Source organism: Variovorax sp. OK605 (assembly GCF_900115445.1).
Lineage (GTDB): Bacteria > Pseudomonadota > Gammaproteobacteria > Burkholderiales > Burkholderiaceae_C > Variovorax.
This window is the reverse complement of the sequence record NZ_FOWL01000009.1, coordinates 20,558-40,156: the sequence shown is the minus strand read 5'-3', so window position 1 is coordinate 40,156 and position 19,599 is coordinate 20,558. Positions and strand designations below refer to the sequence as shown.

The window sequence follows — 19,599 nt, the reverse complement described above, 5'->3', positions numbered from 1 at the left end:
GTGGCGTCGCTCCCCGGCAATGCACATCAGTCTGTTGCTGGCTCTTCGTCGCCGTAGAACTTCACGCCCAGCTGCATGCGCTCACGGCCGCCTTCCACCCGATGCCGGTTCGCGTCGCGCAGCGAGTAGACGCAGCCGCAGTACGCCTGCTGATGGAAGCTCTCGCGCTTGCTGATCTCGGTCATGCGCGCGGAGCCACCGCCCTTGCGCCAGTTGCATTCCGACTGCATCAGGCCGGGGTACCTGGCCGCCGCACGCACGCCGCGCTCGGGCTCGTGCGCCATGCCCCGGGCCCGTTCGAACCAGTTGTCCCGGTCGCAGTCCGCATCGATGAAGTGCACGCCGAACTGCCCGGCGAAGCGGATGTTCTCGTTCTTGCGCAGCTCGTATTCCTTGAGCGGATGGATCTTGCGTTTGTAGAAGAAGATGGCGTAGCCGATGCCCGAGGCCAGCGTGGCTTCCATGACCTCGCCCGAGCAGGGCGCGCAGCAGGAATGCAGCAGCACCTTGTCGTGGCCGCCGGGCAGTGGAAGCGGTAGGCGTTCGACGGTGGTGTTCATCGGCTGGCTCCTCGCGCCATGGCGATGGCTGGCTCGCGGGCCAGTTCGATGAAGGCGCGCACGTAGTCGATGGCGGTGTCCGCCTCGCGTGCGCCCAGGAAGATTTGCTTGGCGATGCCACGCTGGCCCAGCCGCACGGGCACCACGTCCATCTTGGCCGCATATTCTTCGACCAGCCAGCGCGGCAGGGCGGCCACGCCACGGCCGCTGGCCACCATCTGCAGCATGATGTCGGTGGTTTCGATCGCCTTGTGGCGCTTGGGCGTGACACCCGCCGGCAACAGGAACTGGCTGTAGATGTCCAGGCGCTCGATGTCCACGGGGTAGCTGATGAGCACTTCCCGCGTCAGCTGCTGGGGCTTCACGTAGGCCGCCGAAGCCAGGGCATGGTCCTTGGCCACGACGAGCACCTGCTCGTAGTCGAACACGGGTTCGAACTTCAGCCCCGGCTTGACCAGCGGATCGGGCGTGACCAGCAAGTCGATCTCGTAGCCGAAGAGCGCGCCGATCCCGCCGAACTGGAACTTTTGCTTGACGTCCACGTCCACGTCGGGCCATGTGGCCAGATAGGGTGAAACCACCTTGAGCAACCACTGGTAGCAAGGGTGGCATTCCATGCCGATGCGCAGCGCACCGCGCTCGCCCTGCGCGAACTGGCCCAGACGCTCTTCGGCCAAGGCCAGTTGCGGTAGCACCCGGTTCGCCACCGCCAGCAGGTACTGGCCGGCCTGCGTCAGGCGCAGGCTTCGACCTTCGCGCAGCCAGACGTCAGTGCCCAGCTGCTGCTCCAGTTTCTTCATGCTGTGGCTCAGGGCCGACTGGGTCAGGCTCAGCACGCCCGCGGCGGCCGTCAACGACCCTTGTTTTTCGACCTGCTGAACGATGTTGAGGTGGATGCGTTCAAGCATTCAGATGAGCCATATTCATGGATGTGTGAAATAAAACCATTTTACTTCATTGTTTCCCATCGTTAGCATCCGCTCCCATTGCTAGTTTGTATTCGTCGCAGAGGCCATCACCATCATTCACAACCTCGAATTGCGCGGGTGCGCGAGCAGGTTTCGGCGTTGAACCGTGCTGTCCGCTCCACCCCCAACAACGATCCCTGGCGCATGGCGGCTTTGTCCGCCGGACGGCCCGGGGCAGGTTGGATCTCGCCTGAGCCTCGCGCATGAGACTGCCCTGCGGCCGAAACGGCGCGTGGGCCAGGCACCTGCAACTGCTGCATGGGGTCTGCGCCATTCTTGAACACGGGATGGGAGCCAACGGCGAGCCACACGCTGACGCAACCGTCGAAGTCATGCTGCCGCGCGCGCGAAAACTGCGGGGCTCCTGGCGCCGGTAGATCAATTCTTATGAAAGCAAAAATGACACGTCCACTCCGTGTAGTCGCAGTTTCCGGCGGACTTCAACGCCCCTCCAAGGCTGCAGCCCTGTCAGAGCACCTGCTGGACCTGATCGCCGACGAAGTCGTGTGCGAACAACGCCTGGTCGAGCTGGGTCAGCTCGCACCGCAGCTTGCCGGCGCGGTCTGGCGCTCCCAGCTGCCGGACACGGTGGAGCGCGAACTTGCCGGGGTCGAGCAAGCTGACGTCCTGGTGGTGGTGACACCGGTCTACCGCGGCTCCTACACGGGACTGTTCAAGCACTTCTTCGACTTCATCGATCAGGACGCCCTGATCGACAAGCCGGTCTTGCTGGCTGCCACCGGCGGCAGCGAGCGCCATGCCTTGGTCATCGACCACCAATTGCGGCCGCTGTTCAGCTTCTTCCAAGCACGCACGTTGCCGCTGGGCGTCTACGCGACCGACACGGATTTCGTGGACTACAGCCTGCAGGACGAGGCCCTGATCCAGCGGGCCCGACTGGCGGTCCAACGGGCATTGCCGTTGGTCGAATTGACGCGCCATGCAAGGTCTGCCATCACCGGCGAAGTGGTCGCGGCCTGAAAAAAGAATTGTCTTTAATCTCAAAAATCAGCACACCAGATCACAATGAGCAAACAATTCAAATTCAGCATTAAGAGCATTGTTTTCGATGAAAACTATCACCCATCGGACAATACGCGCATAACCACCAATTTTGCCAATTTGGCTCGCGGAAGCAGCCGCCAGGAAAACTTGCGCAAAACCTTGAGGATGATCGACAATCGCTTCAACAGCTTGGCGCATTGGGACAATCCGGCGGGAGATCGCTATTCTGTCGAGCTTGAAATTATTTCCGCCGAGATGAATATCGATGCCGAGAGCGGCAATGACGTATTTCCTTTGATCGAGATACTGAAAACGAACATCATCGACAAAAAAACCGACAAGCGCATCGATGGTATTGCCGGAAACAATTTTTCTTCGTACGTGCGCGATTACGATTTCAGCGTACGGCTCCCAGAGCACAACATCGACAGATCCGAGTTCAGCGCCCCAGCCGATTTCGGCGACCTGCATGGAAAGCTGTTCAAGCATTTCTTGAACTCGGATGCTTACCAGGAGTGCTTCGATAAACCACCGGTCATCTGCATCAGCGCCTCAAGCAGCAAGACCTACCATCGGACTGAAAATCGGCATCCCATCCTGGGCGCCGAGTACCAGCAGAATGAACTTTCCTCGACGGACCAATATTTCGCAAAAATGGGTTTGCGGGTTCGCTTTTTCATGCCGCCAAACAGCGTTGCACCTTTGGCTTTTTACTTCGTCGGCGATTTGCTGGGCGACTACACTGATCTTGAGCTTATCGGCACCATCAGCACGATGGAAACCTTTCAAAAGATATATCGGCCCGAGATCTACAACGCCAACTCTGCAGCGGGGAGTTTCTACCAACCCAGCTTGAAGAATGCGGATTACTCATTGACTCAAATTGTCTATGATCGAGAAGAGCGTGGCCAGTTGGCTGTCAAGCAGGGCAAGTTCACGGAAGAGCACTTCATCAAGCCGTACAAGAGCGTTCTTGAACAATGGGCTGCCAATTTCGCGCTCTGACCAACCAAAACATACAGACCAACTTTATGAAAAAACCATTGCCCGCCTCGTCGATCACGTCCGCCTCGGACTCCCCACCATCGAGCGCTGTCAGCCAGCTGTTTGAGTCCTCCATCGCGGGCAGTCTGCCGAAGCCGGCCTGGCTGGCCGAAACCAACAAGCTCTGGCCGCAATGGATGGCCGAAGGCGACGCGCTGCGCCAGGCCAAGGCCGACGCGACCCTGCTGTGGATCAAGGCGCAGGAAGACGCGGGCCTGGACATCGTGGGCGACGGCGAGCAGTCGCGCCAGCACTTCGTGCACGGCTTCCTCGAACAGGTCGAGGGCATCGACTTCGAGCACAAGGTGAAGATGGGTATCCGGGACAACCGCTACGACGCGATGGTGCCGCAGGTGGTCTCCGCGCTGCGCCTCAAGGGCCGCGTGCATGCCTTCGAGGCACAGCTGGCGCGCGCGCACACGAAGAAGAAGCTGAAGTTCACCCTGCCCGGCCCGATGACCATCGTCGACACCGTGGCGGACCGCTTCTACGGCGGCAATGCCGAAGGAAGGATCAAGATGGCCTTCGCGTTTGCCGAACTGCTCAACCAGGAAGCCCTTGCGCTGCAGGCCGACGGCGTGGACATCATCCAGTTCGACGAACCCGCGTTCAACGTCTACATGAAGGACGCCGCTGACTGGGGCGTGCAGGCGCTCGAGCGCGCGGCGCAGGGACTCACCTGCACGACGGCCGTGCACATCTGCTACGGCTACGGCATCAAGGCCAACACCGACTGGAAAAGCACGCTGGGCGAGGAATGGCGCCAGTACGAGGCGGTGTTCCCGGCGCTGGCAAGAAGCAGCATCGACCAGGTGAGCCTGGAATGCATCCACTCCCACGTGCCGCCCGACCTCATGAAGCTGCTGGCCGGCAAGGACGTGATGGTCGGTGTGATCGACGTGGCCAGCGACGTGGTGGAAACGCCCGAGGAAGTGGCCGACGCCATCGGCCGGGCGCTGGAATTCGTGCCGAAGGAGCGCCTGTTCCCGTGCACGAATTGCGGGCTGGCGCCGATGGGGCGGGATGTGGCGTGGCGCAAGCTGCAGGCGCTGGCAGAGGGAACAAGGCTGGCACGGGAACGGCTGACCGCAGCTTGATTCTGAAGAGCTTCCTCGCTCCATTCCGAAGATCGCGCGTCGTCGTGATGCGCGACGTTTTCAGCCCGCCCGTGCACGACCGGCTGAAACTGGCCTGTACCTGTGGTGGGCGGCGTTGCGCCGAACGACAGCAGTTGGCCGATTGAACACGGAACTGGAGGGCACCAGCCAACATCGGCTTGTGGCCCGACCATGCGACCATGGGCGAACCGCGGCCGGCATCGCTTGGCCCTGAGCGGTCGCCCGCATCTCCGGGTTCAATGGCCAGCCCCGCCACATTGGCTGGCCCTCCAAAGCCATCAACTCCCCGTTCCCCGTAGAGCTTGAAGTCATGCAGCGATGCTGCACAGAGCGGCTCCCGCCACCTTGACTTGGTTGCGCCCGGCCGATTTGCCGTCGTAGAGCGCCGCGTCGGCTTCTTTCAAGGCATTCACGAGAGCATCCGCGCCCGTGAAGGCGTGTGAAATCCCGAGCGTGATCGTGCAATGCAGCGGGTGGTCGACCCCTTCGACAACGGTTGCCGCGTTTTCGATGGCCGTGCGCAAGCGTTCCGCCAGTTGCGTGACCCCGCGAACCTCGGTGTTCATGCAGACGACGACGAATTCTTCTCCGCCGGTGCGCACCGTCAAATCGCCCTCGCGCACGTGGGTGCGCAGAACGTCCGCCACACGGCACAGCACCTGGTCCCCCGCTTGGTGACCGTAGCGGTCGTTGATGCGCTTGAAGTGGTCCACGTCGGCCATCACCAGATAGGCCGAGACGGCCCCGCGCGCTCTGAAATACCGTTGCAGCGCCTCCGTGAGTCCGCGGCGATTGAGCAACTTCGTCAGGGGGTCGCGCGCGGCCACGTCGCGCAACTCGTCGGTCAACTGGCGCAACACCAACCAGATGATCGATGGCGGCAGTACGGTGGCCAGGAATGACATATAGACATAGAACACGAGCTGAAAACTTCCGCCCATGCGCAACGCGTCCAGCCCCATGCCCAGAAGGTTCACGAACTTGACTGCATTGAGAAGGCAGATGCCGCTGATCAGCACCGCGAAAAATATCATCTCGCCGTACAGGTCTCGGGCGAACGTGAGCACGCCATAGATCACGGTGACGGCCATGACCAGGAACAGCAGCGCCGACATGCCGGAGAGCATGGCGTATCGGGCGACCGGGCCGAAGCTCCATTCCACCAGCACCTGCGCCACGGTGTAGATGCCCGCCATTGCAAGCAGCGGTCGCCACAAGGGGACGGATCGGCCAAAGAACCGCATGGCGCCCAGCCAATACGCCACCGGCGCGGCGAGCGTGAGCGTGTGATTGCCGACGCTCATCAAACTCCAGGCGGGGCCTCCTTCGGCAAATTGCAGTGCATATGCCAAACCCAGCAACAGGTTGCCCATCGCAAAGAAGTCCATGCCCATCTTGTTGCCGTGCAGGCGCTTGCTGATGAGAAAGAACATCGCCGAGAAGCACAACAGGTGTGCGCACAGCATGCCGATGAGAATGGTTGAGACCATGTTGATGCCGAGAGAAGGGGCAGAAGAACTGGCTCGGAAGGCCAGGTGACATCGAACCGGCGCTGAGCGGAAGGCCCTGGCAGCCATTGCCAGCAGGAAGTTCGACGGCTCGACGCCCGGTGTCCGAATGTGGCGATATTGTGCCGCTTGCGAACGAAAGTTTCAGTTTCCCGGAAGCAGCCGCTGCTGCGGAAGACTTGAGGATGAATGGTGCAAGCCCGTGCCTCGACGGGAGACCATCATGGAAACTGCAGGAAGTGCCACACCGTGATGCACCCGAAGACCCGGTGCCCGGATCGGTTCGCGATGGCGGCGTCCACCCGAGACGCGCTACAGGCGTGAATCAAGCGTGCTGAATCGACACCGGATGATTTCCGCTTCTCCAGCAGGTTTCACGGCACGCCCCGCGGCAGAACGGAACGGCCAGCGCCGCAGCCGCGCTCACCGTGCGCAGGGCATCGGGTGTGCCCCGCAGCGAAAAGAAAGAAGAAGGGGGCGCAGCCCCGGCGGACATTCGCGCGGGGGAGTACCCGGTGTCCGGTGCACGCGCGCCGAACAACGGCGGTGCACAGAACAAAAGCAAAGGATCAGCGCAGCGCTTCGACCAGATCCAGCACCATCCGGTCGCCACCGAACTTCTCGACACCCTGCGTCAGCAGCGCATCGACAGCCAGCGCAATGCCGTGGCCGGAAGACGACTGCTCCGCCATGTCGTTGTAGTACCCCAGGTCCTTCTTGGCATTGGCCATCGAGAACTTCAGCGAATCGGTGCTGCCCGTCAGCAGCTTGGGCTTGACGCGTTCCAGCGCCACGCCGTTGCCGCCGCCCTTGGCCAGCACGTCCACGAACACGTCGGGCGCGACGCCCGCGCGTTGCGCGCAGGCCGCGGCCTCGCACAGCAGCGCCACCGTGCCCAGCGACACGAAGTTGTGCAGCAGCTTCATCGCATGGCCGGCACCGATGCCACCCACGTGCGTGACGTTCTCGGCAAAGCAGCGCAGCAGCGGCAGGCACGACGCCAGCACGTCGGCGTCGCCACCCACCAGCAGGTTCAGCCGGCCTTCGGCCGCTTCCTTGGCGGTGCGGGTCATCGGCGAATCGATGAACTTGCCGCCCTTGGCGCTCACGGCCTCGGCCACCTTGGCGGTGGAGGCCGGCACGGCCGTCGAGCAGTCGATCACCACCGTGCCCGCGCGCAGCGTGCTCAGCGCACCGGTGTCGCCCAGCATCACGGCCTCGACCTGCGGCGTGCCCGTGACGCACAGGATCAGCACGTCGACCTGCGCGGCCAGCGTGGCCACGTCCTTCACCGACGTGGCGCCGGCCTTCAGCAGGTCGTCGATCGGCTGGTTGCCCGCGTGTTCCAGCACGGTCAGCTTGTGGCCGTGCTTGACGATGTTGCTGGCAATGCCGTGGCCCATCAGGCCGACGCCGACGAGGCCGACGTTGCGCGGCGTTTGTTTTTCAGTGGTGGTCATGGGTGAGTGTCATCCGTGCTTGATTGCGATGGTCTTGAGGGTCGTGAATCCGAGCAGGGCCTCGAAGCCCTTCTCGCGGCCGAAGCCGCTGGATTTCACGCCGCCGAAGGGCAGTTCTACACCACCCGCCGCACCGTAATTGTTCACGAAGACCTGGCCGCAATGCAGCTTGTGCGCCATGCGCAGCTGGCGCGCGCCGTCGCGGGTCCACACGCCGGCCACCAGGCCGAAGTCCGTGCCGTTGGCCAGGCGCACCGCCTCGGCCTCGTCGGCGAAGGGCATCACGGCCAGCACCGGGCCGAAGACCTCGCGCTGCGCCAGGTCGCTGTCGTGCGGCACGTCGCGGAACAGCACGGCCTCTTGATAGAAGCCGGTGGCCGAGGCGTTGGGCGACACCGTGCCGCGCGCCGCCACCTTCATGCCGCTCGCCTCTGCCGTGGCGACCATGTCGCGCACCTGGCGGAACTGCTTTTCGTTGATGAGCGGGCCCATGTCCAGGTCTTCGGCGGGCGTGCCCGCGCGCACGGCCGTGAAGCGCTTGGCCAGCCGCTGCACCACCTCTTCATAGACCGACTGTTCCACCAGCACGCGGCTGCCCGCCGAGCAGGTCTGGCCCGCGTTCTGGATGATGGCGTTGACCAGCACAGGCTCCGCCGCGTCCAGGTCGGCGTCGGCAAACACGATCTGCGGCGACTTGCCGCCCAGCTCCAGCGTCACCGGGCAGTGGCGCTCGGCCGCGGCCAGGCCCACGCTGCGCCCGGTCATGGTCGAGCCGGTGAAAGAGATGTGGTCGATGCCCGGGTGCGCGCACAGCGCCGCGCCGGCTTCCTTGCCGTAGCCCGTCACCACGTTCAGCGCGCCGGCCGGAAAGCCCACCTCGGTCGCGATCTCCGCCAGGCGCAGCAGCGAGAGGCTGGCGTCTTCCGCCGGCTTCACCACGCAGGCATTGCCCGCGGCCAGCGAGGCGCCCACGCTGCGGCCCGCGATCTGCATCGGGTAGTTCCAGGGAACGATGTGGCCCGTCACGCCGTGCGGGTTGCGCACGGTCAGCACGGTGTAGCCGCGCTCGTAGGGCAGCGTGTCGCCGTGCAGCTTGTCGCAGGCGCCGGCGTAGTACTCCATGTAGCGCGCCAGCGCGGTGGCGTCGTTGCGCGCCACGCGCAGCGCCTTGCCGGTGTCGCGCGCCTCCAGCTGGGCCAGCTCTTCATGGTGTTCCATGACGGCGGCGCCGAGCTTGGCGAGCAGCCGGCCGCGCTGCAGCGCGGTCATCGCGCCCCAGGGGCCGTCGAAGTTCTCGCCCATGGCCTGGCGCGCGGCGCGCACGGCGGTGTCGACGTCGGCGGCCGTGCCGCGCGCGATCTCGCCAAATTTCTGGCCGTCGCTCGGGTCGATCACGTCGATGGTGGCGTTGCCTTCGGACGCCACGTGGCGCCCGTCGATGTAGTGGGTTGCGTTCATGTGATGTGTCTCCTTGCGATCAGCGCCATGGGACGCTGCAATGTCACTTTGGTTCCGGCCAGGGCTTCTGCGCTTCGCGGATCTGCTCGAAGGCGCGGCTGAATTGCAGCACGCCCAGGTCGTCGAAGCGGCGCCCGGCAATCTGCAGGCCGATGGGCAGGCCCTCGGCCGAGTAGCCGCAGTTGATGGACGCGGCCGGTTGCTCCGACATGTTGTACGGCACGGTGAAGCCGATGTGCTCCAGCGGCCGCATCGGGTCGTTGGTGGGCGAGGCGTGGTCCGCCGGGGCGGGCAGGTTGGGCGACACCGGCGACAGCACGAAGTCGCAGGCCTTGGTGGCGGCCACCGTGGCCACGCGCGTGGCGATGAACTGGCTGTACGCGTCGAAGATGTGCGCGCCCGAGAACCCGGCCGCGCTCTCGGCCCATTCGCGGATGTACGGCAGGATCTTCGCGCGCTTTTCCGCGCTCATCGCCTGCATGTCCAGGCACGAGCGCATGCGCCAGAAGTGGTCCATGCCTTCGAGCATCTTCGGCGTCATGAAGGCGCCGATTTCTTCCACCTGCGCGCCGGCCGCCTCGATGCGCTTCGCGGCGCGGCGAACGGCTTCGGCAATCTGCGGGTCGAGCGGCAGGCCGCAGCCTGCGTCCATGTGCAGCGCCACGCGCTTGCCCTTGAGGAACGACGGGTCGACCTCGAAGGCGTTCCAGTCGATCGTCGGCGCGGGCAGTTCCGAGTAGTCGCGGTCGTCGGGCTGCGCGACCGAGGCCATCATCAGCGCCGAGTCGGCCACGGTGCGCGTCATGGGGCCGGCGCAACGGCCCATGTAGGGCGTGCTCAGCGGAATGCGGCCGAAGCTGGGCTTGAGCGTGTAGATGCCGCACCAGCTCGCCGGCAGGCGCAGCGAGCCGCCGATGTCGGTGCCCACGTGCAGCGGGCCGTAGCCGGCCGCGGCAGCCGCACCGGCGCCCGCGCTGGAGCCGCCGGGCGTGCGCGACAGGTCCCACGGGTTGCGCGAGAGTTCATGAAAGCTCGACAGGCCCGAGGACAGCATGCCCAGGTCGGGCATGGTGGTCTTGGCGACCAGCACCGTGCCGCCTTCCTTCAGGCGCGCGGCCGGCGGGGAGTCTTGCGTCATCGGCACCAGGTCGTACGCGGCGGTGCCCAGCGGCATCGGGTCGCCTTCGGTCGCCAGGTTGTCCTTGATGGTCACGGGCACGCCGTCGAGCGGGCTGCGCGGCGTGCCGGCCAGCCAGCGCGCCTCGGAGGCGCGCGCCTGTTCGAGCGCCAGCTCGGGGCGGAACAGCCACGTGGCGCGCAGCTCGGGCTCGTAGGCGGCAATGCGCTCGTTGACCGAACGCGTCACTTCCACCAGCGACAGTTCCTTGGCCGCATAGGCCGCGCGCAGTTCCTGCACGCTCAGGGCATAGAGGGGCGTTGTCATCGCATCAACCCCACGAGATGGCGGCCAGGTCGTTCACCACGATCGGCATGCTCGGCCACAGGCCCTTCACTTCCTTGCGCGCGATGGTCGGGAACACCGCCTGGTACAGGAAGCCGTTCACCGCATCGGTGGCCAGCTGGCGCTGGGCCTCGGCCAGCAGGTCGGCGCGGCGCTTCTTGTTCTCTTCGTTCTGGATGGTGACGAACAGGTCGCGGAACTTCTTGGAGTCGTAGCCCCAGTAGTAGTCGGCCTCGGTGTACTTCACCAGGTCGAAGGGCTCCACGTGCGCGACCATCGTCAGGTCGAAGTCATGCGCACCGCCGAAGGTGCCGCTGAGCCACTGCGCCCACTCGACGTTCTGGATCTTCACGTTGATGCCGATCTGCGCCAGCTGCGCCGCGATCATCTCGCCGCCTTGCCGCGCATACGAGGGCGGGGGCAGCTGCAGGCGCAGCTCCAGCGGCGTCTTCACGCCGGCTTCGGCCAGCAGTTTCTTCGCCTTCTCGATGTCGAAGGGGTTCATCGACGTGGTGTCGATGAAGCCCGGCGCACCCATGGCGTAGTGGCTGCCGATGGGCTTGCCGAAGCCGTCGGCCGCGCCCTGGATGATCGCGTTGCGGTCGATGGCCGCCAGGATGGCGCGGCGCACGCGCACGTCGTCCAGCGGCTTCTTGCGGTTGTTGATGGTCAGGATCACCTTGCCGCGCGTGCCCACCTCGATCACCTGGAAGCGCGGGTTGCCCTTGAACTGCGCCACCGAGCGCGTGCCCGCGCGCGGGAAGATGTCGATGTCGTTGGCCATCAGCGCGGCCGTCTGCGCCGCCGTGTCCGACATGAAGCGGAACACGAAGCGCTCGGTCTTCGCCAGGTTCGGGTCGCGGTAGGTCGGCGACTTCACCAGCGTGCACGAGGCGCCACGCTGCCAGGCGCTGAGCTTGTAGGGGCCCGTGCCCACCGGGGCGGTGGCGTTGGTCTCGGCGCTCTTGGGCTCGACCAGGCAGGCGGTCGACTGGCCCAGCATGAAGGGCAGGTCGGGGTTGGGCAGCGTGCTGTTCACGCCCACCGTGTGGTCGTCGAGCACGACGGTGCCGATCTCGCTGAAGAAGCGCTTGTCCTTGTTGGTGCTCTTGGCGCCGCCGGCGCGGTCGAAAGAGAACTTCACCGCGGCCGCGTTGAAGGGCTCGCCGTTCTGGAAGCGCACGCCCTTGCGCAGCTTGAAGACGAAGGTCTTCATGTCGGGCGACGACGACCAGCTCTCGGCCAGCATCGGCGTGACCGAGCCGTCGGCGTTCACCTTGGTCAGGGTCTCGAAGATGTTGTATTGCGTGATTTCCGCAATGGCCGATGCGGCGCCGGTCGTCGGGTCCAGGCCCGGCGGTTCGAGCGGCATGCCGATCGTCAACGTGTTCTTGCCGGCCTGCGCGCGGGCCTCGGGCAGGAAGACACCCGGGATTGCCGCCGCCATGGCGGAAGTCATGAGTGTGCGTCGCTTCAACATTCGATAGTTCCCTGGAGGTGAGATGAAAAAGAACGCCCGCTTCAGCGGGACGGCGTGTGCAGAACCGCGGAAAGCAGCGTGCGCGTGTACTCGTGCTGCGCGTGCTGGAACAGGTCGGCCGGGCGGCCGCGCTCCACGATGCGGCCCTTGAAGACCACGCAGACTTCGTCGCACAGGTGGTTGACCACCGCGAGGTCGTGGCTGATCAGCAGGTAGCTCACGCCGAACTGCTGCTGCAGGTCCTGCATGAGGTTGAGCACCTGTGCCTGCACCGACACGTCGAGCGCGCTGACGGGTTCGTCGGCGACGATGAGCTTGGGGCGCGTGATGAGCGCGCGTGCAATCGCAATGCGCTGGCGCTGCCCGCCCGAGAACTCGTGCGGGTATTTGTCCATGTCGGTGGTGCGCAGGCCGACGGCGGCGAGCGCTTCCGAGGCGCGTTCGCGCTGTTCGGCGCGGCTGGTTTCGGCAAGTGCTTCCAGCGGCTCGGCCACGATGCGCGCCACGGTCTGGCGCGGGTCGAGCGAGCCGTACGGGTCCTGGAACACCATCTGGAAGTCGCGCCGCGCGGCGCGCAGTTCGGACTTCGACAGCGCGTGCAGGTCGCGGCCTTCGAGCGAGACGGTGCCCGACGTGGGTGTGTCCAGCGCCATCACCAGGCGCGCGATGGTCGACTTGCCCGAGCCCGATTCGCCCACGATGCCGACGCTCTTGCCGGCCTGCACCTCGAAGCTCACGCCGTTGAGCGCCTTCACGGTGGGCGGCGGGCCGAAGAGCTTTTCGCGCGGCAGCGCGTAGTGGCGGTAGAGGTTGTTCACGGCCAGCAGGGGCTGGCCGGCGGTGGTGGGCTGGCTCATCTGGCGAATCTGGCTCATGCGGAGAGGACGGGAGTGGCCGTCCTGGTGTTCAAGGCGGCGATTTCGCCCAGCCGCAGGCAGCGCACCGTGTGGTCGCCGGGCAGCAGCGTGGCCTGCGGCCGCGTGCTGTGGCACAGGTCGATGGTGTGGGCGCAACGGCCCGCGAAGGCGCAGCCGCGCGGCATGTCGACCAGCTCGGGCACGCTGCCGCGAATGGTCGGCAGGCGGCCGGCGCGCACGGCGCCCAAGGCAGGCCGGGCGGCGAACAGGCCGCGCGTGTAGGGGTGGGCACGGCCGGCAAAGACCGTGTCGGTCGGGCCGCTCTCGACGGCGCTGCCGCCGTACATCACGAGCATGCGCTTCACGCTGTTGGCGATCACGCCGAGGTCGTGCGAGATCAGGATCAGCGCCATGCCCATTTCCTTGACCAGGCCCTGGATCAGGTCGAGCACCTGCTTCTGGATCGTCACGTCCAGCGCGGTGGTGGGCTCGTCGGCAATCAGCAGGTCGGGCCCGCAGGCCAGCGCCATGGCGATGCCGATGCGCTGGCGCTGGCCGCCGGAGAACTGGTGGGGGTAGGCATCCAGGCGCGAGGCCGCGTCGGGAATGCCCACGCGGTCGAGCAGGCTCAACGCCTCCTTGCGCGCCTGCGCCTTCGTCAGGCCGCGGTGCAGCTGCAGCGGCTCGCCGACCTGGCGCGCGATGGTGTGCACCGGGTTCAGTGCCGTCATGGGCTCCTGGAAGATCATGCCGATGCGGTTGCCGCGGATCTGGCACATCTGCTTCTCGGGCAGGCCGACGAGCTCTTGCCCGTCGAGCTTGATGCTGCCCGTGACCTGGGCGCTGGACGGCAGCAGCCCCATGAGCGACATCACGGTGATCGACTTGCCGCAGCCCGACTCGCCGACGATGCCCAGCGTTTCGCCGCGCTCCAGCGAGAACGAGATGCCGCGCACGGCCTGCGCCGGCCCGCGCTGGGTCTGCAGGCCGATCTGGAGGTTGTTGACTTCGAGGAGGGGCATCGTCGTGTTCTCAGCGTGCGCGGGCAAGGCGCGGGTCGAGCAGGTCGCGCAGGCCGTCGCCCAGCAGGTTCAGGCCGAGCACGGCCAGCGCGATCGCCATGCCCGGGAAGACGGCCAGCAGCGGCTGCTGGAACATGAGGGTCTGCGCTTCGCTGAGCATGCGGCCCCACGAAGGTTGCGGCGGCTGCGTGCCCAGGCCGAGGTAGGAGAGCGCGGCTTCCGCCAGGATGGCGATGGCGAAGCGGATGGTGATCTGCACGATCAGCACGGCCGAGATGTTCGGCAGCACGTGCTGCATGGTGATGGCGAAGCTGCCCTTGCCGCAGGCGCGCGCGGCGGCCACGTACTCGCGCGACCAGATCGCATTGGCCGATGCCCGCGTGATGCGCGCGAAGGTCGGGATGTTGTAGATGCCGATGGCCACGATGGCATTCACGATGCCCGCGCCGAACACGGCCGTCATCATGATGGCCGAGAGGATCGCGGGGAACGCGAGCGTGAAGTCCGACAGCCGCATCACTGCTTCCTCGACCCAGCCGCGCCTGGCGGCGGCCAGCAGGCCCAGCGCGGTGCCGGCGACGAGGCCGATGCCTACCGCGATCACGCCCACCAGGATGGACGCGCGCGCACCCACCAGCAGCAGCGACGCCACGTCGCGGCCGAACGCGTCGGTGCCCAGCCAGTGCGACATGGAGGGCGCCTGCATCTTGTTCGCCATGTCCATCGCGTAGGGCGACCAGGGCGTCCACACGAAGGAAACCAGCGCCGCCAGCAGCAGCAGGGCGGCGAGCACGCCGCCGATGACGAAGCTGCGGTGCTTCACCGCGCGTTGCCAGAAACCGGGGAGCTTGAGCGCCGCAGCGCTTGGAGCCGTGATCGCGTTCATATGTCGCTGGCCTTGATGCGCGGGTCGATCACGGCGTAGAGCACGTCGACCACGAAGTTCACGATGACCACCATGGCCGCGAGCAGCATCACGCAGTTGCGCACCACGATCAGGTCGCGGTTGCTGATGGCCTGGAAGATGAGGCGGCCCAGGCCCGGCAGGTAGAACACGTTCTCCACCACGATGGTGCCGGCCAGCAGCTCCGAGAACTGCATGCCCATCACGGTGATGACGGGGATCATCGCGTTGCGCAGCACGTGGGTCCACAGCACCATGCGCTGCGACACGCCCTTGGCGCGCGCGGTGCGCACGAAGTCTTCGCGCATCACCTCGAGCACCGCGGAGCGCGTGATGCGCGCGAGGATCGCGGCCTGAACAACGGCGAGCGACAGCGCGGGCAGCAGCAGCGACTTGATGCCCGCGAAGATGCCTTCGCCCCAGCCCTCGAAGCCGCCGGCGGAGAACCACTGCAGCTGCACCGAGAACACGAGGATCAGCAGAATCGCGAACCAGAAATTCGGAATCGCGATGCCGACCTGCGCCATGCCCATGAGGCCGACGTCGCCCAGCTTGTTGTGGCGCGCCGCGGCGGTCACGCCGACCAGCAGCGCAATGACGACAGTGAGCGCCATCGCCATCATGGCCAGCGGCACGGTGAGCGCGAGGCGCTCCAGGATCAGGTCGAGCACCGGCGAGCTGTAGGCGTAGCTGTCGGCGAGGTTGCCGGTGAGCAGGCCGCCGATCCAGTGCCAGTAGCGGGTCCACGCCGGCAGGTCGAGGCCGAGCTTGGTGGCCAGGGCCGCGACGGCCTCGGGCGATGCGTCGGGGCCCATGAGCATCTGCGCGGCGTTGCCGGGCAGGATCTCGAGGACGAGGAACACGATGACCGACGCGCCGACCAGCGTGCCCAGCAGCGTCAGCGAACGCTTCAGCAGGAACAGGCCCATCTCAGTCTCCCCGGCCGCGAAGGGATGGGCAGGGCGTCATGCCGAGATGCAGTCGGCAATCGCGCGGCCCACGTCCACCGTGTTGGCCGTGCCGCCCATGTCGCGGGTGCGCGGGCCTTCGCTCAGCACCGTCTCGATGGCAGAGACCACCGCGGCCGAGGCTTGCGCGTACACCGGGTCGTTGTTGCCGAGGTGGTCGAGCATCATCGCGGCCGACCAGATCTGGCCGATCGGGTTGGCGATGCCCTTGCCCGCGATGTCGGGCGCCGAGCCGTGCACCGGCTCGAACAGCGAGGGGAACTTGCGCTCGGGGTTCAGGTTGGCCGACGGCGCGATGCCGATGGTGCCGGTGCAGGCCGGGCCCAGGTCGGACAGGATGTCGCCGAACAGGTTGGAGGCGACCACCACGTCGAACCAGTCGGGGTGCTGCACGAAGTGCGCGCAAAGAATGTCGATGTGGTACTTGCTGGTCGCGATGTCGGGGTGGCGCTTGGCGATTTCGGCCAGGCGCTCGTCCCAGTAGGGCATGGTCACCGAGATGCCGTTCGACTTGGTGGCGGCCACCAGGTTCTTGCGCTTGCGGCGGCTGGCCAGCTCGAACGCGTATTCGATGATGCGGTCCACGCCCACGCGGGTGAACACCGCCTCCTGAATGGCCATTTCGCGCGGCGTGCCTTCGAACAGGCGTCCGCCCACCGAGGTGTATTCGCCTTCGGTGTTCTCGCGCACCACCAGGAAGTCGATGTCGCCGGGCTTGCGGTGTGCCAGCGGGCCGGGCACGCCGGGCATCAGGCGCACGGGGCGCAGGTTCACGTACTGGTCGAAGTCGCGGCGGATCTTGATCAGCAGGCCCCACACGGCGATGTGGTCGGGCACCTTGTCGGGTGCGCCCACCGCGCCGAAGTAGATGGCGTCGTGGCCCTGGATCTTGTCGGCCCAGTCGGCCGGCATCATCAGGCCGGTGCGCACGTAGTGGTCGGAACCCCAGTCGAAATGGTCGTAGGAGAAGTCGATGCCGAAGCGCCGGCCGACCGCGTCGAGCACGCGCAAACCTTCGGGCATGACCTCGACGCCGATGCCGTCTCCGGGAATGACGGCAATCCTGTGCTTTTTCTGCATTGACTCAACCTGTTCCAAGTTCGTTTCGATGGGGCGCCGGCGCTCGTGACACCGAGCCAAGCAAAAATTCTAGGAGCGAGAGGCACGCAGCCGAAGGGGGTTGGCACCCAAAGCGCATTGACAAAATCAGAAGGCATCGCAGACGGGTTTCTCAGGGTGTGCTGAGATTCTTGTGTCACGAAACTGACTTTGACTTCTAAAAATTAGAAGGCCAGGCGGGCCGGCAAGGGCACGCGCAGCGGCCGTCGGCGGCGGATTCATGAAGGTTTTCTGAAGCTTTGCGCCCAGGCCCGCCGGATACTCCACGCGCTCGCGCAGCGCTCCCCCGGGGAGACCGCGGCCAGGAGACCCATGAAGCTTTGGACCGTCGTCATGCAGGCATTCGCGCGGCGCGTGCGGCACTGGCTGCAGCCCTCGCTGGTGCGGCGCCTGCTGCTGGCGCAGGTCGCCGTGGCCGCGCTGCTGTGGTGCGGCACCGTGGGGCTGTTCCTGTACGAGTCGAACCGCACGCCGGAACTGGTGCGCTTCGACAAGGTCTTCGTCAGCATCATCGAGACGGCGCAGAGCCTCGCGCACGACCCGGCCCGCCAGCAGGACACGCTGAAGGCCTTCGACATGGCGCTGCTCGAGACCTCGGGCGATTTCACGTCCGGCTCGGACAGGGCGCCCATCATGCAGGTGTGGCAGCAGGGCCGGCTGATCTACACCTCGAGCGCCACGGCACCGGTGATGCAGACCTCGGCGCCCGGCCCGGTGGAGCGCGTTCGCGCCGGAAACCGCGTGTGGCGCGCGCGGACCATGGTGTCGCCGTTGCTCGACACGCGCGTGCTGCTGGCCGAGCCGCATTCGCTGCGGCTGAACATCACCGTCGAAAACCGCGTGTACTACCTGCTGCCGCTCGCCATCAGCCTGCCGTTCCTGGTGTTTCCGGCCTGGCTGTCGGTGATGCTGGCATTGCGGCCATGGCGCGAGGTGACGCGCGAGACCGCCGCGCGCGGCCCGGCCGACCTGACGCCGCTGTCCTTCGAGCCGGCCCACAAGGAACTGCAGCCGCTGGTGCGCAGCATCAACGGGTTGCTGCGCAGCGTGCGCGACCGCACCTCGCGCGAGCGCGGGCTGATCGCCGATGCGGCCAACGAACTGCGCACGCCGCTCGATGCGATGCGCGTGAACGTGGAGGCGCTGCAGGCGCAGACCGCCGACGAAGGCCAGCGCGAGCTCATGGCCAACCTGCTGCGCAGCAACGACCGTGCGGCGCGTCTGGTGACGCAGCTGCAGCAACTGATGCACAGCGACGAGATGCCGCAGCGCGCACTGCCGGTGAAGCTGGACTTCGGCGCGCTGGTGCGCGAACGGGTGGAGCTGGTCGAGAGCCTGGCGCGTGCGCGCGGCATCGTGCTGGACTTTCGTTGCGACGCGCCGGTGGCCGTGTGCGGCGAGCGCGAGAGCCTGATCTCGATGGTCGGCAACCTGGTGGAGAACGCCATCAAGTACAGCCCGGACGGGGCCACGGTGACGGTGCGCCTCTCGCGCGAGGCGGGGAGCCAAGAGCATGGAGGACACGCGATCTTGCGCGTGGCCGACCACGGACCGGGCATTCCGCCGGCCCTTCGCGAGCGCGTGTTCGACCGCTTCTTTCGCAACCCCGACCAGACGCAGTCGGGCAGCGGGCTGGGGCTGGCCATCGTGAAGTCGGTGCTGCTGGCGCACGGCGGCGAGGCCGAGCTGGCCGACGGTGACGGCGAGCGCGGCCTGCGGGTCACGGTGCGCCTGCCGCTGGCGGCGGACTGACGGGGCTTGCGCCCGCCGTGGGCGTCCGTACCATGGCCCGATGCGAACACTCCAACTCCCCACCGGCGGTGCGATGCCGGTCCTCGGCCTCGGCACCTGGCGCATGGGCGAAGACCCGGGCCGCCGCGCGGCCGAGGTGAAGGCGGTGCGCGAGGCCATCGCGCTCGGCTACCGGCTCATCGACACCGCCGAGATGTACGGCGAAGGCGGCGCGGAAACGGTGGTCGGCCAGGCCGTCGGCGAAGCGGTGCGCGCGGGCGACGTGCGGCGCGAAGAGCTCTTCGTGGTGAGCAAGGTCTACCCGCACAACGCCAGCCGGCGCGGCACGCGCGAAGCCTGCGAGCGCAGCCTGCAGCGGCTGGGGCTCGAGGCCATCGACCTCTACCTGCTGCACTGGCGCGGCAGTCATCCGCTGCGCGACACCGTCGCCGCGATGCAGTCGCTGGTGGCCGACGGGCGCATCGGCCACTGGGGTGTGAGCAACTTCGACACCGACGACATGGAGGCGCTGATGCACGCGATGGGAGACGGCCCCGGCTGCGCGGCGAACCAGGTGTACCTGTCGCTGGGCGAACGCGGCCCCGAGTTCAGCCTGCTGCCGTGGCAGCGCGAGCGCGGCATGCCGCTGATGGCCCACAGCCCGATCGACCAGGGCGCGCTGGCGGCGGACGAGGGGCTCGGTGAACTGGCCGGCCGGCTCGGCGTGACGGCAGCGCAACTGGCGCTGGCCGCGGTGATTTCGCGGCCCGGCGTGGCGGCGATTCCGAAGGCGGTGCGCGGCGCCCACCTGAAAGAGAACCTGGCCGCGGCCGACTTGCGGCTCGATGCGGCGACTCTGGCCGAGCTGGACCGCCTGCACCCGCCGCCGCGGCGCAAGGCGCCGCTGGCGATGATCTAGAGACGATCTAGAAAAA

Annotated in this window: 17 protein-coding genes; 5 read left to right on the top strand and 12 right to left on the bottom strand. The window is 66.4% G+C overall.

The genetic code is table 11. From position 1 onward, the window contains the following. Positions 1-26: 26 nt before the first annotated feature. Both BM013_RS23110 and BM013_RS23105 read right to left on the bottom strand, forming a co-directional pair. On the bottom strand, positions 27-560 hold the full coding sequence (locus BM013_RS23110; protein WP_093129997.1) for an epoxyqueuosine reductase QueH: 534 nt from the start codon (positions 558-560) through the stop codon (positions 27-29). After that, entirely contained in the window at positions 557-1,468 is a 912-nt protein-coding gene (locus tag BM013_RS23105) for a LysR family transcriptional regulator (protein ID WP_093129996.1), read from the bottom strand. Before BM013_RS23105 ends, BM013_RS23110 begins: the two co-directional genes overlap by 4 nt. A gap of 459 nt (positions 1,469-1,927) precedes the next feature. Between BM013_RS23105 and msuE the strand changes: the two genes are divergently transcribed. The 3 genes from msuE to BM013_RS23090 all read left to right on the top strand — a co-directional run bounded on the left by msuE (position 1,928) and on the right by BM013_RS23090 (position 4,674). After that, positions 1,928-2,509 carry an FMN reductase gene (gene msuE, locus BM013_RS23100; RefSeq protein ID WP_093129995.1) on the top strand — a complete coding sequence of 194 codons (582 nt, stop codon included), beginning with the start codon at positions 1,928-1,930 and terminating at the stop codon, positions 2,507-2,509. 45 nt (positions 2,510-2,554) lie between these two features. Beyond that, the gene (locus BM013_RS23095) at positions 2,555-3,538 is read left to right on the top strand and encodes a DUF1852 domain-containing protein (RefSeq protein ID WP_093129994.1); all 984 of its coding nucleotides are present in this window, start codon (positions 2,555-2,557) and stop codon (positions 3,536-3,538) included. Between the two features lie 98 nt (positions 3,539-3,636). Further along, positions 3,637-4,674, top strand: a complete 1,038-nt coding sequence (locus tag BM013_RS23090) for a methionine synthase (protein WP_093130320.1) — start codon at positions 3,637-3,639, stop codon at positions 4,672-4,674. Between the two features lie 329 nt (positions 4,675-5,003). Here BM013_RS23090 and BM013_RS23085 read toward each other — a convergent pair whose 3' ends face one another. The 10 genes from BM013_RS23085 to BM013_RS23040 all read right to left on the bottom strand — a co-directional run bounded on the left by BM013_RS23085 (position 5,004) and on the right by BM013_RS23040 (position 16,894). Then, positions 5,004-6,185 carry a GGDEF domain-containing protein gene (locus tag BM013_RS23085; RefSeq protein ID WP_093129993.1) on the bottom strand — a complete coding sequence of 394 codons (1,182 nt, stop codon included), beginning with the start codon at positions 6,183-6,185 and terminating at the stop codon, positions 5,004-5,006. 587 nt (positions 6,186-6,772) lie between these two features. Continuing rightward, positions 6,773-7,663 (bottom strand): NAD(P)-dependent oxidoreductase, encoded by an 891-nt coding sequence (locus tag BM013_RS23080; protein ID WP_093129992.1) that lies wholly within the window; start codon positions 7,661-7,663, stop codon positions 6,773-6,775. 9 nt (positions 7,664-7,672) lie between these two features. Further along, positions 7,673-9,121: an aldehyde dehydrogenase family protein gene (locus BM013_RS23075; protein ID WP_093129991.1), complete on the bottom strand. Its 1,449-nt coding sequence runs from the start codon at positions 9,119-9,121 to the stop codon at positions 7,673-7,675. A gap of 43 nt (positions 9,122-9,164) precedes the next feature. After that, positions 9,165-10,565: an amidase gene (locus BM013_RS23070; RefSeq protein WP_093129990.1), complete on the bottom strand. Its 1,401-nt coding sequence runs from the start codon at positions 10,563-10,565 to the stop codon at positions 9,165-9,167. A 4-nt stretch (positions 10,566-10,569) separates the two neighbouring features. Beyond that, the gene (locus BM013_RS23065; RefSeq protein ID WP_093129989.1) at positions 10,570-12,063 is read right to left on the bottom strand and encodes an ABC transporter substrate-binding protein; all 1,494 of its coding nucleotides are present in this window, start codon (positions 12,061-12,063) and stop codon (positions 10,570-10,572) included. Positions 12,064-12,104: 41 nt separating this feature from the next. Then, entirely contained in the window at positions 12,105-12,938 is an 834-nt protein-coding gene (locus tag BM013_RS23060) for an ATP-binding cassette domain-containing protein (protein ID WP_256221614.1), read from the bottom strand. Continuing rightward, positions 12,935-13,942 (bottom strand): ABC transporter ATP-binding protein, encoded by a 1,008-nt coding sequence (locus tag BM013_RS23055; RefSeq protein WP_093130318.1) that lies wholly within the window; start codon positions 13,940-13,942, stop codon positions 12,935-12,937. The genes BM013_RS23060 and BM013_RS23055 overlap by 4 nt, the downstream gene beginning before the upstream one ends. Positions 13,943-13,952: 10 nt before the next feature. Continuing rightward, entirely contained in the window at positions 13,953-14,828 is an 876-nt protein-coding gene (locus tag BM013_RS23050; RefSeq protein ID WP_093129988.1) for an ABC transporter permease, read from the bottom strand. Next, positions 14,825-15,775, bottom strand: coding sequence for an ABC transporter permease (locus BM013_RS23045; RefSeq protein WP_093129987.1), 951 nt, complete (start codon positions 15,773-15,775; stop codon positions 14,825-14,827). Before BM013_RS23045 ends, BM013_RS23050 begins: the two co-directional genes overlap by 4 nt. A gap of 36 nt (positions 15,776-15,811) precedes the next feature. Next, positions 15,812-16,894, bottom strand: a complete 1,083-nt coding sequence (locus BM013_RS23040) for a tartrate dehydrogenase (protein WP_093129986.1) — start codon at positions 16,892-16,894, stop codon at positions 15,812-15,814. 351 nt (positions 16,895-17,245) lie between these two features. Here BM013_RS23040 and BM013_RS23035 point away from each other — a divergent pair, with 351 nt between their 5' ends. Next, complete coding sequence (locus tag BM013_RS23035; RefSeq protein ID WP_093129985.1) at positions 17,246-18,685, top strand: sensor histidine kinase; 1,440 nt, start codon at positions 17,246-17,248, stop codon at positions 18,683-18,685. A 40-nt stretch (positions 18,686-18,725) separates the two neighbouring features. Then, on the top strand, positions 18,726-19,583 hold the full coding sequence (locus BM013_RS23030) for an aldo/keto reductase (protein ID WP_093129984.1): 858 nt from the start codon (positions 18,726-18,728) through the stop codon (positions 19,581-19,583). The last annotated feature ends 16 nt before the right edge of the window (positions 19,584-19,599 follow it).

What these genes read in the sequence shown, in the direction of transcription:
- BM013_RS23110 (WP_093129997.1), bottom strand. Translation starts at nt 560, where the DNA reads ATGAACACCACCGTCGAACGCCTACCGCTTCCACTGCCCGGCGGCCAC.
- BM013_RS23105 (WP_093129996.1), bottom strand. Translation starts at nt 1,468, where the DNA reads ATGCTTGAACGCATCCACCTCAACATCGTTCAGCAGGTCGAAAAACAA.
- msuE (WP_093129995.1), top strand. Translation starts at nt 1,928, where the DNA reads ATGACACGTCCACTCCGTGTAGTCGCAGTTTCCGGCGGACTTCAACGC.
- BM013_RS23095 (WP_093129994.1), top strand. Translation starts at nt 2,555, where the DNA reads ATGAGCAAACAATTCAAATTCAGCATTAAGAGCATTGTTTTCGATGAA.
- BM013_RS23085 (WP_093129993.1), bottom strand. Translation starts at nt 6,185, where the DNA reads ATGGTCTCAACCATTCTCATCGGCATGCTGTGCGCACACCTGTTGTGC.
- BM013_RS23080 (WP_093129992.1), bottom strand. Translation starts at nt 7,663, where the DNA reads ATGACCACCACTGAAAAACAAACGCCGCGCAACGTCGGCCTCGTCGGC.
- BM013_RS23075 (WP_093129991.1), bottom strand. Translation starts at nt 9,121, where the DNA reads ATGAACGCAACCCACTACATCGACGGGCGCCACGTGGCGTCCGAAGGC.
- BM013_RS23070 (WP_093129990.1), bottom strand. Translation starts at nt 10,565, where the DNA reads ATGACAACGCCCCTCTATGCCCTGAGCGTGCAGGAACTGCGCGCGGCC.
- BM013_RS23065 (WP_093129989.1), bottom strand. Translation starts at nt 12,063, where the DNA reads ATGTTGAAGCGACGCACACTCATGACTTCCGCCATGGCGGCGGCAATC.
- BM013_RS23060 (WP_256221614.1), bottom strand. Translation starts at nt 12,938, where the DNA reads ATGAGCCAGATTCGCCAGATGAGCCAGCCCACCACCGCCGGCCAGCCC.
- BM013_RS23055 (WP_093130318.1), bottom strand. Translation starts at nt 13,942, where the DNA reads ATGCCCCTCCTCGAAGTCAACAACCTCCAGATCGGCCTGCAGACCCAG.
- BM013_RS23050 (WP_093129988.1), bottom strand. Translation starts at nt 14,828, where the DNA reads ATGAACGCGATCACGGCTCCAAGCGCTGCGGCGCTCAAGCTCCCCGGT.
- BM013_RS23045 (WP_093129987.1), bottom strand. Translation starts at nt 15,775, where the DNA reads ATGGGCCTGTTCCTGCTGAAGCGTTCGCTGACGCTGCTGGGCACGCTG.
- BM013_RS23040 (WP_093129986.1), bottom strand. Translation starts at nt 16,894, where the DNA reads ATGCAGAAAAAGCACAGGATTGCCGTCATTCCCGGAGACGGCATCGGC.
- BM013_RS23035 (WP_093129985.1), top strand. Translation starts at nt 17,246, where the DNA reads ATGAAGCTTTGGACCGTCGTCATGCAGGCATTCGCGCGGCGCGTGCGG.
- BM013_RS23030 (WP_093129984.1), top strand. Translation starts at nt 18,726, where the DNA reads ATGCGAACACTCCAACTCCCCACCGGCGGTGCGATGCCGGTCCTCGGC.